At 46.0% G+C, this 15,240-nt stretch carries 13 protein-coding genes; 2 read left to right on the top strand and 11 right to left on the bottom strand.

Going from position 1 to position 15,240, the window contains the following annotated elements; translation table 11 throughout:
• Positions 1-26: 26 nt before the first annotated feature.
• The 6 genes from NST23_RS12980 to NST23_RS12955 all read right to left on the bottom strand — a co-directional run bounded on the left by NST23_RS12980 (position 27) and on the right by NST23_RS12955 (position 6,633).
• The gene (locus tag NST23_RS12980; RefSeq protein WP_287102100.1) at positions 27-377 is read right to left on the bottom strand and encodes a hypothetical protein; all 351 of its coding nucleotides are present in this window, start codon (positions 375-377) and stop codon (positions 27-29) included.
• Between the two features lie 236 nt (positions 378-613).
• On the bottom strand, positions 614-1,546 hold the full coding sequence (locus NST23_RS12975) for a VanZ family protein (protein WP_173595877.1): 933 nt from the start codon (positions 1,544-1,546) through the stop codon (positions 614-616).
• Positions 1,547-1,574: 28 nt separating this feature from the next.
• The gene (locus NST23_RS12970; protein WP_274875257.1) at positions 1,575-4,166 is read right to left on the bottom strand and encodes an ABC transporter permease; all 2,592 of its coding nucleotides are present in this window, start codon (positions 4,164-4,166) and stop codon (positions 1,575-1,577) included.
• A complete protein-coding gene (locus NST23_RS12965) occupies positions 4,163-4,846 on the bottom strand; it encodes an ABC transporter ATP-binding protein (protein WP_122963445.1) in 684 nt (227 codons plus the stop codon). The genes NST23_RS12970 and NST23_RS12965 overlap by 4 nt, the downstream gene beginning before the upstream one ends.
• 101 nt (positions 4,847-4,947) lie before the next feature.
• Positions 4,948-5,949 carry a sensor histidine kinase gene (locus NST23_RS12960; RefSeq protein ID WP_274875256.1) on the bottom strand — a complete coding sequence of 334 codons (1,002 nt, stop codon included), beginning with the start codon at positions 5,947-5,949 and terminating at the stop codon, positions 4,948-4,950.
• Positions 5,950-6,633: a response regulator transcription factor gene (locus NST23_RS12955; protein ID WP_122963447.1), complete on the bottom strand. Its 684-nt coding sequence runs from the start codon at positions 6,631-6,633 to the stop codon at positions 5,950-5,952. It lies immediately after the preceding gene.
• Positions 6,634-6,892: 259 nt separating this feature from the next.
• Between NST23_RS12955 and NST23_RS12950 the strand changes: the two genes are divergently transcribed.
• Positions 6,893-8,212, top strand: coding sequence for a serine hydrolase domain-containing protein (locus NST23_RS12950; RefSeq protein ID WP_122963448.1), 1,320 nt, complete (start codon positions 6,893-6,895; stop codon positions 8,210-8,212).
• A gap of 132 nt (positions 8,213-8,344) precedes the next feature.
• Here NST23_RS12950 and NST23_RS12945 read toward each other — a convergent pair whose 3' ends face one another.
• Both NST23_RS12945 and NST23_RS12940 read right to left on the bottom strand, forming a co-directional pair.
• Complete coding sequence (locus tag NST23_RS12945; RefSeq protein ID WP_063227064.1) at positions 8,345-9,181, bottom strand: hypothetical protein; 837 nt, start codon at positions 9,179-9,181, stop codon at positions 8,345-8,347.
• Positions 9,182-9,603: 422 nt separating this feature from the next.
• Positions 9,604-10,770 (bottom strand): SMP-30/gluconolactonase/LRE family protein, encoded by a 1,167-nt coding sequence (locus NST23_RS12940; protein WP_063227063.1) that lies wholly within the window; start codon positions 10,768-10,770, stop codon positions 9,604-9,606.
• Between the two features lie 543 nt (positions 10,771-11,313).
• Here NST23_RS12940 and NST23_RS12935 point away from each other — a divergent pair.
• The gene (locus NST23_RS12935) at positions 11,314-11,970 is read left to right on the top strand and encodes a TetR/AcrR family transcriptional regulator (protein WP_122963650.1); all 657 of its coding nucleotides are present in this window, start codon (positions 11,314-11,316) and stop codon (positions 11,968-11,970) included.
• A gap of 481 nt (positions 11,971-12,451) precedes the next feature.
• On the opposite strand, the gene NST23_RS12930 is transcribed toward NST23_RS12935, so the two are convergent.
• The 3 genes from NST23_RS12930 to NST23_RS12920 all read right to left on the bottom strand — a co-directional run bounded on the left by NST23_RS12930 (position 12,452) and on the right by NST23_RS12920 (position 14,664).
• Entirely contained in the window at positions 12,452-12,955 is a 504-nt protein-coding gene (locus tag NST23_RS12930) for a DinB family protein (RefSeq protein ID WP_063227062.1), read from the bottom strand.
• A 181-nt stretch (positions 12,956-13,136) separates the two neighbouring features.
• Entirely contained in the window at positions 13,137-13,559 is a 423-nt protein-coding gene (locus NST23_RS12925; RefSeq protein WP_063227061.1) for a hypothetical protein, read from the bottom strand.
• A gap of 43 nt (positions 13,560-13,602) precedes the next feature.
• Complete coding sequence (locus NST23_RS12920; protein WP_122963449.1) at positions 13,603-14,664, bottom strand: methyl-accepting chemotaxis protein; 1,062 nt, start codon at positions 14,662-14,664, stop codon at positions 13,603-13,605.
• Positions 14,665-15,240: the final 576 nt, after the last annotated feature.

Here is a 15,240-nt window from a genome sequence, read left to right as displayed (position 1 = left end):
TCTTCTGCGTCAATCGCGCTATTGTTTTAGCTGGCAAACAGCTTCAGCAGCTCGTCCATTTTTTTGTGGTTCGCCATAATCGCGCCCGTCTGCCAGTAAGAACGCTCCACCGGATAGACGTTGCCTTTTTTCACCGCAGGGACCGTCTGCCAGACCGGATTTTTCAACAGCTCCTGCAATGCCTGCTCGTTGCCCGCTTCTGCCCACGTTCCATTCGACGGCAAAATAATCAGATGATCAGCGTCAAGCTGCGGCAACGAGTCGCTTTGCACTGCCTGTCCGCTCGCCCCTTCTTTTGCCGCGCAGCCTGTCAGCGCAATCGCCGTTGACAATGCGAACGCCAGCAGACCCGTTTTTCTGGAACTCAACCGCTTCACATCAACCACTCCTACAATATAAATGATTCTCATTATCACTGATTCACAAGCATTGTATCCCATGCCCCCCATTCTCTCAATGCACTTTCTCGACAGTGGCGTTTATACAAATTTGTCTGTTGCTGGTTTCCATAAAAGAAACAGCGGCGAGCCAAGACCTGAAACGAAGTCCTGGACTGCCGCTGTTGTGAGGAAACTGGCCAAGGAAATAGTTTCCCCGTTGCGTAATGCCTGGCTCAATTCCAGAAATATTTCATCTCTCTAAATCCCACATCCCATAATTGTTCATTTCCCTCAATGGTGATCGTCAGCTCATTTGCTTGTTCGAGGAAAATTTCAAACACTCCCGGCTCATGGAGTTGGTCTTCTGCAGCCGCGAACAGAAACTCATGTCCATCGACGGCAACCCTTATGCTTCCAGTAAAATCGTTTTGGTCAGGAATCCCATAATACAAGGAGAGAAAAAGCTCCTTGTTGCCCAACGTATACGTGTACGTTTCCCTGTTTTTGCCTTCGGCGCTGTACACATTGTATATAGGTTCTACCTGTTGACCGCCGATTTTAAAGCTGTATGGTTTGCTTCCCGTTGCTGGATTTCCGGTGCTATCTGTCAGTTCATGTAACGCCACAAAAGGTCCTGCTTCTTTGGTGAACACTTTGTCAACAATCGCGCAAAATCCCCACACCCCGATCATCAGGACGACAATGGAAATGCCTGTCGCAGCTATATTTCTCCAGACGTTTTTGGTCCGCATGCCCAGTTTGTACGCCCCGAATCCGATTGCTGCCCCTGATGAGTTTTGAATGACGTCGTTCACATCGAAGCTGCCGAGCAAAGTGAGCGCCTGAATGGTTTCCAGCACAAGAATGGACAGCAAAAACCATGCGATGAATCGAACAAAGCTGGTCCGGTATAGCAACGGAATCAACACGCCAAAAGGGATGAAAGCGGCAATGTTGCCAAAATCCACAAAATCCATCAGTGTAGGATGAAGCAAATCTGCTATACTTGGCAGCTTGAAAAAACTGTCCGGTACAAAAAGAAAGGTGTAGTCGGTCATTTGCCCGATCGTATCTAACCTGCCGAAAGCGAGAAAGATAAAATACAGAATCACCATGGTATAAAGTATCGTTATGGCAAGAATGATCTTGCGCTGCTGGGTAGTCATGGTTTGCTCCTCCAAAGACGATTGCCTATCATGCATGCTCTTGCTTCAACGCATCGATAATGTTTTCTCCTTTTACTTTCGCGCCGGCATACAGCATGGCGGAGCCGACGATGACAAATACGGCGGCAATGACAGACAGAATACTCATCCAGGGCAAGGCGAATCCATAGCTGAATTTGTTCGCCAATGCTCGATAGATCAGATACATCACGACGAAGCTGATGGGAAGCCCAAACAGCAGCGCCTTGACCCCGTAAAAAATACTTTCGTAGTTCAGCATCTTCGCAAAGCCTTTTGGCGTCATTCCAACAGATTTCAGCATCGCAAATTCTCGCTTGCGAAGGGCTACACCCGTCGAGATCGTGTTAAAAATGTTCGCAATGGAAATCGCTGAAATTAATACGATAAAGCCATAGGAAAAGACGGACATCAACAAAATCCGTTGTTCTTTGCTTTTTCTGGATTGATACAAATTGTAGACGTGCAGATTTGTCTCATGCAGCTCTTCGATTTCTTGCTGCGTTTTCAACGGTTCCGTACTTTTCAAATGGAGAAAGGTCTGAACGTGAGCCAGCTCCTCGGCATCAGCGAGTCGATTCATGACGCGTTCCGAAACGACGATGTTTAACCAGCCTATTTCTGGCGTGTTCATCCCCATAGGAGCTTGATCCGTCAACGCAGCAACGGTCACTTTGTTTCCCTTCGTTTTTTCTCCCGTTTCTTTATCGCTTTTCGCAAACTCGATACTTTCACCGACTTGTGTATAGATCGCCTTCGCTTGGACATATTTCCCCGTAGCCATCTCTTTGTAATGAATCGTATCCAGCACAATCGCGGCAGGCTGATCCGGATTCGTAAGCTGTTCGTAATCTGCGCCGACCGCTTTGGCATAAGCTTGCAGACTCGAATCGTCTAAGGCGTGAATTATTATATCGTAAGCATATTTTCCGTTCCGGAGCAAACTCCTATCCTGCTTAACCTTCTCTCGCAATTCATCGGCGATGAGCGCTTCGTCGACCCAAGCGTTTCGGTACAACGCGTGAATCACGTTGTACTCCGTTACGTTATCAAGGGAGGCAATCGATTGAACCAGCCTGTCGTCGATTCTTTTTCCATCGCCGTACGATACTTCCATATCGTAATTGACGCCTTCCTGCGACAGTTCGATGGATTGCTTCAGACTGGCGGTAAAAAACGATACCGATAAAAACAAAACGATGCTGATGACGAGCGAAAAAACGATGGCATGGTATCTCCGTTTGTTCCTTTTCAAGTTTTTCAAGCCGATCTCCGCTTCGATGCCAAACAGCTTGCGAACGAGCTTTGACGTTTTCACCGCTTTGGCCGTAAGCTTTACATCGGTAGTTTGGCGAATCGCGTCCATGGCGGAAATCTTGGATGCTTTGACAGCCGGGAGATACGTCGAAATGAAAATCGTCAACATCGAAACAACACAGGTAATCAGGATCGATAACGGTGTGACGACGAGCGTCAGCTTTTCCGCCGTCCATAATGCCCCTTGAATCATGGAGTTTATGAACCAAATCGTAATCCCGATCCCGGCAAGACCGCACAGGATGCCAACGGGAATGCTGATCAAGCCAATAACGACACCTTCAAAAAGCACTGAATTTCTCTTCTGCCTTTTCGTAGCCCCCACGCTCGCAAGCATCCCTAAATGGCGGGAACGTTCCGAGACGGATATGGCAAAAGCATTGTAGATGAGCGACACCGAGCCGATCATAATGACCGCCATCAGAATCGCCGTTAATGAAAACATCATGCTGTACGACGCTTCGCTTTTGGACAAGCCGTAATAATGAAGCAAGTCGTTATTATAGTGAACGGTTTCGATCTGGTTGCTCTCAGCCAAATTTTCCGCATGAGCGAACAAGGTCGGATTGACTTTCTGCAAAGCTACCGCTGCATTAACCCGATCGTTTGCCCCCATGATGGTTTCATCGACATAGCTAATGACCGTATACCCCGGTGCCCACGCCGTTTCCCATTGTGGACGCTTGATGAAGCCTACCACCGTGTACTCTCTTGTCTTTAGATGCTGCAACGTTTCGGTCAACTGGTTTTCTGCCCTGCGCAGCGGTTCGGTTTGATCCAGGGGATGATCGCCCCCGTTCTCGAAGCGTTCGCCGACGTGAAGGGTGAGACGATCGCCGATTTCGTACTTCACTTTGGCGTTCGTGGCAACGGCTTCGGAAATAACGACTTCCTTGTCCGTTTGCGGAAGACGCCCCTTGCTCAATTCAACCGGAAATTGCGCGAAGCCTTGCGCATCATATTGCTTGATGAACAAGTACGGCTTGTTTGCATTTTGGCTCCCTGCTAATCGGGAATAGCCGAGATCTCGTGTGATCGCAACGGTTTTGGTTGCCTCATCGTCGCGGATCGCCGCAAGCTGTTCTTTGTTTACATCTTGATATTGGACGTGCCACTCCCCATTATCTGCGATGGCTTGCCTGATCATTAAATCCGCAAAGGAAAAAACGAGCGTAGCAACAGCGGTCACCATCGCGACGGAAATGATGACGCCGATGATCGTTACGAGCGTTCGTCTCTTGTTTTGCTGCAAATGCCGGATGGTTAGCGTATGGACAATGTTCATCGCCGGATCACCTCGTCTTTGGCAATCCTTCCGTCTTCAATCGAAATGATCCTGTCGGCTTGCAAGGCGATGCGTTCGTCGTGCGTGATGACGATCAGCGTCTGATGATAAGTTTTATTCAACATTTTTAACAAGTCGACGATCTCGCTGCTGTTTTTGCTGTCCAGATTCCCGGTCGGTTCGTCTGCCAGCATGATCGCAGGATTGCTGATCAGCGCGCGGCCGATCGAAACCCGCTGCTGCTGCCCGCCGGATAATTGATTGGGCAAGTGGTTTAAGCGATGCTGCAAATTCAACGTATTCACAAGACTGTCCAGCTGCTTTTTATCTACCTTTTGTTGATCCAGCAAGAGCGGCAACGTCATGTTCTCTTCCACCGTCAGGACGGGAATCAGATTGAAAAACTGGTAGATCAGACCGATTTGTCTGCGCCGAAAGATGGCGAGCTGTGTTTCGTTCAAGGCATACATGTCCGTCTCTTCCACAAAAACGTTGCCGCCAGTCGGCCGATCTACGCCGCCCAGCATATGCAGAAGCGTTGATTTTCCCGAGCCGGACGGGCCGATAATCGCGACAAATTCGCCTTTTTGGACCGAAAAAGAAACATCGTCAAGCGCCTTCACCGCCGACTCGCCTTTGCCGTATGTTTTGGACAAATGCTCAATCTTTAAAATTTCCATTGTCAAACCTCCATAGCTGTGCTGATGGCTATCATTTTAATGGGCTAAAATGACTTTCAAGTGACGATGAAGGTGACAATTTAGTCACTTACGGACTGCCGCTAAATCACTTGCTTATAAAATTTCATCCGAAACTCGGTCCCCTTCTCGCTGCTGCTCGTCACATCGATCACGCCGTTCTGGCTGGCAACGATGCTGTGCGCCATCGCAAGCCCGATGCCGATGCTCCCTTCACTGGCGTTCTTGCCTTTGTAAAAACGTTTAAAAATATACGGCAAATCTTCTTTCGGAATGCCTTTTCCGTTGTCGGCAATGATTATTTCGGTAAACAACGCGTTTTCGAAAAAGGTGATCGCGATTGCTCCGCCTTCATGCGTGTGCTCCACAGCATTTTTCAAAATGTTGATGATTGCCTCGGCTGTCCAATTGAAATCGCCGACAAAAGAGACGTCGGCATCGCCTGCGATGGAAACCGTTTGTCGCTTGATGTCCAGCGGAATCATCACCGGCTCCAGCGCCTTTTCGATCAGGCTGTTCACCGGGATTCGATCTTTTTTGAATGGGACCGTCTTCGCGTCGATTTTCGACAGCTTTAATAAGGAAGAAACAAGCCAATCGATGCGTTCCAGCTGGATGCGAATATTGTGGGTGAACTCCGTTCTTTTGGCCGGAGGGAGGTCGGGGTCGCTTACTAAATCCGCCATGACCGTCATAGAGGTGAGCGGCGTTTTGAGCTGATGCGAAATATCGGAAATCGCATCCGTCAGTTGCCTTTTATCCCGTTGCAAAAGCGAGCGGTGCTCCGAGAGCATGAGCGTCACTTTGTATATATTGTTTTTTAAAATGCTCAGCTCGCCTTCTTGATTATCGCGAACGTCAAGGGAGTCATTGCCGTTGCTAATTTCCCGCAAATAGACGGACAGCTTGTCAAGCTCGCGATATCTCCATCTGGTAAATAACAAACTGCTGCCCATGAGCAAAATCGATAAAATGAACACGAGCGCTGCGGCGACAGGCGAAATAAAAGCAGCGGCAACGAGCGCCGTTACACTGATCAAGCCCATGACGAACAATAACATTTGAATTTCCCGATTTCGCAGCATCTACTCACCAACCTTATAGCCGAAACCGCGGACCGTTTTGATCAATGTCGGATGTTGCGGATCATCCTCCAGCTTTTCCCGCAGCCTTTTGATATAAACGGTTAACGTATTATCGTTCACGAAGTCGCCAGCCACGTCCCAGATTTGCTCCAACAACTGATTTCTTGTGAGCACTTGTCCAATATGGTTTCCAAAAATCAGCAACAGGCGATACTCCAAGGCGGTCAACGGAATTTCAGTGCCGTTTTTATGCACTTTGCCCTCCAACGTATTGATGCGGACATGGTCGATGTCTATGATCGTTTTCGTTTGAGACAGCTTCTGGTATCTGCGCAAGACAGACTTGATTCGGGAGAGAAGCTCGCGAATCCGAAAAGGTTTGGTAATATAATCGTCGGCCCCCATGTCAAGCCCCATCACGACATTGACTTCATCGTCGATCACCGTCAAAAAGATAACCGGGATGTCTCGGCGGTCTTTCACCATTTTGCACAGTTCATAGCCATTTCCGTCCGGAAGCGATAAATCAAACAAGCATAAAGCGAATTGATCGATGTCTTCGGCGAGCACCTTTTTCGCTGAGGCGACATCATGGCAAAGCACGGTGGAAAAGTGGTCTTGATGCAGCGAATATTCCAGACCGGACGCGATCGTTTTGTCATCTTCGACTACTAAAATTTTCATCCGCAGATCATCCTTATGATAGAATCACATTCATTTTCCGACTTAATTTCGGCATTATAACAAATTTTTTCTGCAACAGGCAAAAAAATGGCCGTTTCGACGCGCGTGAATGGCGAAACGGCTGTTTTGGTTGCTTGATTCTGATTGCGGAATGAGTTATCCGACCTTCCACCAGAAAATTCCTAATTCCTAAGTTATTTGTTATCATGTTGATAGTTAGCATGTTGCGTTGTGTAACTTCATAGGCAGGGGGAAACTCATGACAGTAGAGGAACGGATTCATCATTGGTTCGAGTCATACGAGAGAAATGGTTACCTGAACGGGTCAATATTGGTTGCTTCCAATGGAAAAATTCTCCTAAACAAAGGATTTGGTATGGCGAATCGGGAACATCAGGTACCGAATACGCCTAACACGAAATTTCGCATCGGTTCCATTACGAAGGCTTTTACAGCTATGTGCATTTTTCAATTACACGAGAAACAAAAATTGAACATAACGGATTATGTCAGCAAGTATCTCCCCTATTATCCCAATAGGAACGGCGTCACGATTTATCATTGCTTAACAAATACATCTGGCATTCCCAATTATACAAGTCATCCAGACTTTTGGTTGCGTACCATGAGACTTCCCTCCTCGTTGCATCAACTTATCGATTCATTTAAAGAGCAAGATTTGGACTTTGAGCCTGGAAGTAACTACGGTTACTCAAACTCTGGCTATGCGTTATTGACTGCCATCATTGAAGCTGTTTCAGGCATGTCCTATGCTGAATATTTACAGCAGCATATTTGTCTTCCGTTGGGTATGTATCATACGGGATGTGATGATGGCGTAAAAGTTATACCTGGTTTGGCTTCCGGATATTCATTTTGGGAAGAACCGATTCATCCCGCCCATCCAGATATGTCTTTTCCGTTAGGAGCATATGGCATGTACTCTACTACGGAAGATTTGCTTATTTGGGATCAAGCCTTACAATCAGCGAAGCTTCTTAACCAAGAACTATCGGAGAAAATGTTTACTCCGAATCTCGGCTCCTATGCTTGTGGTTGGATGATCACTGAATTATTCGGTAGAAAATGTATGCACCACTTTGGAGATATTAGCGGATTCTTTAGTGATTTCCTCAGATTTTTGGAGAATCAAGTTACGATCATCTTTTTGAGCAATTTAAATGTTACCCCTGTCACACATTTAAGTAGAGAAATAGCAAAAACCATATTTGAGGAACATGTCACTTTCCCACCCCCCGCTGACCGTATTGAGTTCACAAAGCTGGACTTTCTAACGGGAAGCTATTTCATTGAAAACAAGATCAATATATCCCTGGAAGTTTCTGCGAAAAATCAGGAACTTTATTTAACGGTTCCGAAAATGTATGGCGTGTTATATAAATTCAAGCTTACTCCGGTCAGTCATGACTCTACCAAGACAACTTTTATCACGGAAACCATTTATGAACAGCTTACGTTTTATCATTCAGCGTCCGGCGAAATAACACAGCTGGAGTACACCGACTATTACGGCGATATTCATAAGGCGTGTAAGGTAGAATCGTTGGGCCATACATGACCGGATAAAGCACTCCCTTTCCGGTCAAGCCTCCCCTTAACACCTCGGCTGGCTTATCCAGCGAAAAATAAAAAGGAGCTTGTCACAACATGACAGCTCCTAGAAATCCAATAGGTTCATACGACTTGTGCTCTAGCCAACAAACGTGCCAAGCAAAGACGGCCATACAGAAATGTTCTCGCGGCAGTGTGGACATACTGTTTCCCCCGCTAAATAATGCAGCTGCCTCACCAATGTTTGCTCCCCGATCGCTTCCGCCTGCTCCGCTAATGTTCGAATTTCTTCCTCTGCAAAAGACGGGGCCGGAACGATTTCATGGGGTGTCTGCTCCGTGTGAAAGACGGGATCTTGTTGAAACACTTGCAGGATTTTTGCCGGATGATCTTCCTGAGGCCATATGTATACATCTTCTGTGCAGGCCGGGCACACGGCCACATACTCGTCGCCGTTCATAAAAGTCATCAACATATTGGCAACAGCATGCGAACCTCGATAAGCGGCATCCGCCACCAAAATATAACGCTTCTCCGTCTCATCCAGGGAAGAATCGGCTGCATAGGAGAATACTTCTTTTGTTAGCGCCTTGAGCTTCGCAATGGCCTCTTCATATTCACGATACAATTCCATACAGACAGAGCTGCCTGCATCTTCAGCCAACTCCGCCCAAGATTCGGGAAATGGGTCCTCGTCGCGCTCATCGCGGCTTGCCTCGATGACACCGCAATTGATAAACAGCTCTTTGCGCACTTCCGCATCAGATGTAGAGCAGGCTATTTGTGCCAAAAACGGCATCGCCGCATATGTAGCCGTATAGATCGTATTTTGGTGGAACAAGTGTTCCTGAAAAAGTTCGTCAAAAATGCCCTGGTCATATTCCTGTATCAATTGCTGTAATAACACAGGTACGTTGTCTGCGGTACTGTAAGGTCCTGTCAGCTTTCCCCATATATCGCTATCCCACTTTAGCAAGTTTTTCCTCCGTTGGTGAGCAGGCTCAAGCCTCTTCCTTTTCTCCCATGAGCCTGCCTCTATCGTTTATTGGCTGACGAGCAAATCCAATCGCCCTTTCCATTGTTGTTCCAGCGCAGTTTCTCGTTTTCTCGCAAAAGCAGTGCGTTTCAGCCGGAATGGTCTGCAAATCAATCTGGTAGAGCTTTCCTCTTACCCGTTCAGCTTATTGTATCACATGAAAAGATTGGCAACAGGGTCAAACATCCCAACTCTTGGAAATCATACAGGATGCTTCTTTGCTTAATGGATTAATCGGGTGATACTGATACTGCTACGGCACGGCACAGCGCGCCCCACTGCTCTCACTTCCGCCCGCGCAGTATCGTGATCGTGCGAATCGCCGTCTTTTGGGAGCTGTGGATCGTGCCAAGATCCAAACATTATTTTGTTAAAAGCACGCGATGAACACCCTTGCTGCCTCCCGGTGCCGTTCCTATATATAAATATCCGTTATGGCTTACAGCCGTAGTTACGCCATACAGTTTGCCTTCCGGATCATGCCAGCTTCCGATCAGCTCCCCCTGCGGGCTGAGCTCTACAGCAAGCCCATGCTTTGCCGGTGCGCTAGCCCCGCTAAGCAGCGACTCCGGCAATTTGGCCATGGTACTGGCTAGCCAAGGATTGCTATGCATCTGATCTACAAAAGAAATGCGAGTCGTGTAAATACCTACCCAGAAATGACCTTGATCATCACGCGTAATGTTGTCTGGAAAGCCTGCGAGATTATCTGCGAAAATATCAGATGTACCCTTCTTCGGTCCTTTAATCCAGTATCTGGTTAATTGATAACGATACGATTCGGCCACTAACACAAAATCTTCATCCGCAGACAAGGCAACTCCGTTTGCAAAATAAAGGTTTTCTAACAAGACGGTCGTTTGCTTGGTTTTTGGATCGTACTTCAGCAAACGACCATGCGGCTTGTTCTCGGCAATTTCTTTGAAAGTTACACTACCATAATTCGAAGTATCCGAAAAATAAATGGAGCCGTCCTTGGCAATATCAAGCTCGTTAGCTAGATAGATCGGCTTACCATCCACTTGATCAGCCAATACCTCTATGTTCCCGGATGGATTAATGGAAAGTAGTCCTCTCTTGATGTCAGTAACGATCAAATCGCCTTTGGCATCGAATATAAGCCCATTAGGGGTTCCTTTGGTGTCTGCAAAAAGTTGGGCTTTTTGCGGATTCCCCTCTGCATCGAAAGGAACCTTGTAAATTTTCCCATCCGAATCTCCTGTATATAGCTGACCTGCTTTATCGAATGTAATAAATTCAGGGAATTGCGGAGCATCAGTCACAAGCTGAGCCGAGCTGAGTTTCCTGTTTTGTTTCCACGGACCCGTTTCCTCAAAAGACGGAGCCGTCGGTGCTAACCATTTTGCAGGCTGGATCGGTGAAGGTACAAGCAAGAAAACGAGTATTCCTAGAACGAGCACTGCGAGCAGCGATAGCCCCCATCTGTATATCCTCGCACGTAATCGTGAGCGTTTAGGGCGATTCACTTCTCCAGCAGATGTAACGGATCGAACTTGTGTATTAGGCATTAGCGTGACTCCTTTTTTCATTTAAGCGTGATTTTAGATTTTGACTTCCAAAATATTGCTTTTATCAAGCTAAGAGCGTGAATGCTTCTCCAGTTTCGGCTAAAGCTGGGTTCCCTCTCTCGCAAGATCCATAACTATAGCCTCGGCTTTGATGCTAAACGTTTTTCTTGTTTGGCCAGTTGCCTCGCGAATGGCTCTCCAATACCGAAGAAGCTCCCATGATGCGCGTCCATTTACCTTAAATCTTCATAACGCCACTCTCCCTTTAGATACTTCGTTTTATTTTGGAAACACCGTTACCGAATGAGCAAAAGTTACTATTGCCGATGCTCAAGGGACGCAACAACAATCTTTTCATTTGGTAACAGTGTTTCTATTCGATCTCATTGTATCCGTGCTTTATTAGAAAGTCAACATGCTCTTTGAATATCGTTGAACATCTGCCGTCTCATTGACAATCGCTTAACAACTGTATAAAATTCCTTGCAAGAGCGTCAGAAACTTTGTTTCCTGACGAAAACCTGATAACCGAAGGTGATGATTATTAGCGATCAAGATATCTCCTCCACTGCGAACTCACGAGTGTTGAAAACTTACCAAGAAGCCCGCTTGCAAAATATTGAAAATCTCCGCAAGCTCGTTGTTGACGCTGCTGCAATGCTCTTGCAAGAAGAAGGTCCGGAAGCCGTTACGGTACGTAAAGTAGCGCAGCAAATGGGTTGCTCGACAAAAATCATTTATAACTTGTTTGTCAATAAAGAGGGATTGGCTCAGCAGTTGTATCTGGACGGTTGTAAACTTCTCGCTAACGAATTAGACGGAACGCCGCAAGCTGCTGATCCTGCACAGCATTTGCAGAATTTAGGCGAAGCCTTTTGGCAGTTCGGGCAGCGTTACTCAAGTTATTATAAATTGATGTTCGGAGGCGCATTCGCGGATTTCAAACCGGATGAGGAAAGCCTAAATGGTACCAAAACGGCCATGCAGCAATTATTGACAGTGATCAACAATGCACAAAAGCAAGGTCTCATCGCTGGCCAGTATGCCCCTGAATTAGTTATACGCGTATTCTGGGCTTCGCTCCATGGTGTCATTCATCTTTACATGGGGGGACATTTGGGAGATGTACAGTCTGCACATGCGGTATATAGGCAAACATTGTCTTTCATTGTAAACTCGTTAATTCCGAATAAAACTTAAAAAACGGCAAGAGGCTTTTTAAAAAAGGCAGATTAGCTAACATTAAGCAAGCGGAAACATTGATTTATCAACGTTTTTGAAATGAATAAGGGGCGTCCCTCAGCCGAAAATCGACTTTTTGGGACAGCCTCTTGTCTTTTAAGCGTACATTCCATGATAATTTCAACTTCCATTCTTTGCTTTACCACTATTTGTGATACGGTTCACCTCAGCGGGCTGCTGTATCAGCTCTGCAAGATGGTCAAGCTCACTCCGAGAATAGTTCCTGTGGACAAATCTGCTTGTGGATTTGAACTTTTCCGCTGGCAGACAGGTTGCCTCTACCTTTTTCACGGCTTCAAGAAACGGCTTCAAGAAAAGAGGATTGCTCCACCTCGATTTGGAACCCTTTCACCTCTCTCTGCACACATAAAAAAGCAGCAGTGCAAGACCTTGCGCATAAAGTCTTAGACTACTGCGATTATATGCCGTTTTACTCACGTTACATTTTCGGGGCTTCCATCCCGAAAATCGCCCATTCTTCTTTTGCCGGGCCGTAAATCCCTGGAACGGTTAAACCTGCCTGTCGCATCAAAACGGTCATTTGTCCGCGATGATGGCTTTGGTGCAAAATCAAAAACATCAAGAGCGCTCCATTGGGCATTTTTTGACCGAGAAAATCTATCCGTTCTTGCAAAGCATCGTCGCTCCATTGCGTTTGTACAGCCTGCACAAAGGCATGACTGGCTTGCTGGTAACGCTCTGCTATGAATGACGCCGAAGTAGGAACAGGCCAATCTTTTTCTGTAGCTTCAAATGTTAAGTCGGTATTGGAAGTAATGATGCGAATGGCCGCTACCGTATGCCAGGCCGTGCGTCCCAAATTCCAGTTCTCCGGAGTGATTTCCTGTTTCAGCGACTCATCCGTCAGATGATTGAGCACTCTTTGTGTTGCTGCGGCTTCGTACTCCCACGATTTTACAAAATGGTCCAAGGTTTGGAACATAGCCAACCTCCACCTCCCTGATCGTTATTGATGATCAGTTCGCCGCACAAATGGATAATCCTCCCAAACACGAAAGCGAACAGATTGGCGATCATTTCAAACTTGTACGTATCTCCCATTGTTGCCTCCCAATCCGCTTATGCTCTCGATTATGAAGCGAAAGTCGTCACGAAACCAACGTCTACTTTCTCCACAAAGTTTTGTTAATATCCGCTAGCCTACTTAACGCTTCTTCTCTGGTATTGACAAACATCAGCTTACGGTCAAAATCGGGAATTTGCTTCGTCAGTCTCGCAATTTGAGATTGGGCGATTGCAGAGGTTAATTTGGTCATAAATCTATGTTTGAACGAAAAGTCGTCCGACACATAAAGAGTCAAGGCGTTGACGAGAGCGGTTTGTACCTCTGTAGAGGATGGTTTGACGTCCTTGACATCCACAATCAGTGCGTATTCGCTTTGGTTCGGAATTTGATTGGCCGTATTCATAAACTCCATGCAGAAAGCCCCGCCCTGCTCCAAATCAAAAAGCCCCTCGGCAAAAGCAATAAAGATACGAGTCTCTTTGTCCACAATCATCCGATACGTCCCTGAACCTTCTTTCATTTGTTCTTCCTCCTTGGTTTGTGAACAACGCTGGTTCACCTATTTAGATTTCTTTGAACTCTTCTACAACTCGGCGCATCTCTTCTGCCATATTGTTCAGTTCTTGAATTTTGATACTAGCACTTTTGATATACCCAGACTGCTCCGCTATGGTACTTGACACTTGTTCCGTAGAAGCAGCCGTTTCCTGAGAAACTGCCCCAATATTTTCGAATAAAGCTTGCACATGCTGCATATTTTCATTCAAGCTTCTCATTTCGCGCATCGTGTTATGGATATCTTCATCGATATGAATAACGGAGTGACCAATGGTAGCAAAAGAAGCAGTAACGTTAGCCACTACTTCATTCTGATCATGTACAATCTCATTAATGGTTTCAAACTCCGAATACGTAATGCCAATTGCTTCATTAATGTCGAAAATGATCTTATTAATCCCAGTCGCTTGCTTCTTAGAATCATCCGACAGCTTGCGGATTTCACTGGCTACCACAGCAAACCCGCTCCCGTTCTTCCCAACTCGTGCAGCCTCAATCGAAGCATTAATGGAGAGAAGATTGGTTTGCTGAGCAATCTCATCGATTAGTTTGGTAATTTTTTCGATTTGACTGGCTTTTTGCTTCACATTACTCATGGAAGCGACCAGATTTTCAATGACCATCATGTTTATTCTCATGGTTTCTTTTTGCTTCTCAATCATCAAGTTGCCTTCCTCAATCGCTTGATTCACTTGCCTGACCATGATGGCAGACGTTGTCAAATCGCCTGAAATCTTTTCAATAATATCCAGAATACTCTTGCCGGAAACAGCAGCCCGCTCAATGGAATTGCAATTATTGACAGCTCCTTTGGCAAGCTCCGAGGTAGCCAAAAAGATTTGATCGATTCCATTTCGAACGCCCTTGATTTCCTCCAGTAGTTCCGAGGAAGAGGCAAACACAAATTCGTTAATTTCCTCTGTACACGCCACAAACTTTTCGATTCTTTCATCAAAAGCGGAACTGGCCAATTGTGTTGAGAAAGGAACTATTTCCGTCTCTGCAACGATGCTCTTTTTCGAGCTCATTGAAACTTTGCTCCACAGGCTTCTTGTTGTCTTTAACAAGGCGCTTTCCCTCCTGATCTTCTAAGCCTGATACTTCTTAATCTCTTACTTACGCAAAGCCGCTATTACGTTGCATCATCTTCTGCCTTAACCGCAGACATAACTAGGAATAATTACTCATTGTTTCTCAAATGATTGCGTTATATGGGTATTTTATACCAGTATCGTTAAGCTTCTTGGCATTTTGTGTTAAAATTTGTCGAAAAAATAGACGCCCCTCACTAAACAAGGGGTGTCCCTCAGCCGAAAATCGACTTGTGGGACAGCCCCTTTTTATTTTGTACAGATGCATTTTTGTGAAAAACCCATAAAAAAACCTGGACCGCGTCCAGGCAATCTGTTAGAGAATGCGAAAGTTGGTGTGATCAAGACTGTTTCCGTCTCAATCGCCTTTGTTATTGTAACACAAATCGTTTTCGAGTCAAAGAAAATTATCGGACAAGCGCCACAATGTAGATGCACTCGTCTTTTCTACGAGTTCTACAAACTCCACCTCCGTCCAACAACAAAAGATAGAACGGCACATAGAAGCAGATATATCCGATTATTGGAAATAATCGTTATCAAATCAGACTG

Source organism: Brevibacillus sp. FSL K6-0770, from assembly GCF_038000275.1.
Classification (GTDB): domain Bacteria; phylum Bacillota; class Bacilli; order Brevibacillales; family Brevibacillaceae; genus Brevibacillus; species Brevibacillus parabrevis.
This window is presented reverse-complemented; position numbering and strand designations above follow the sequence as displayed.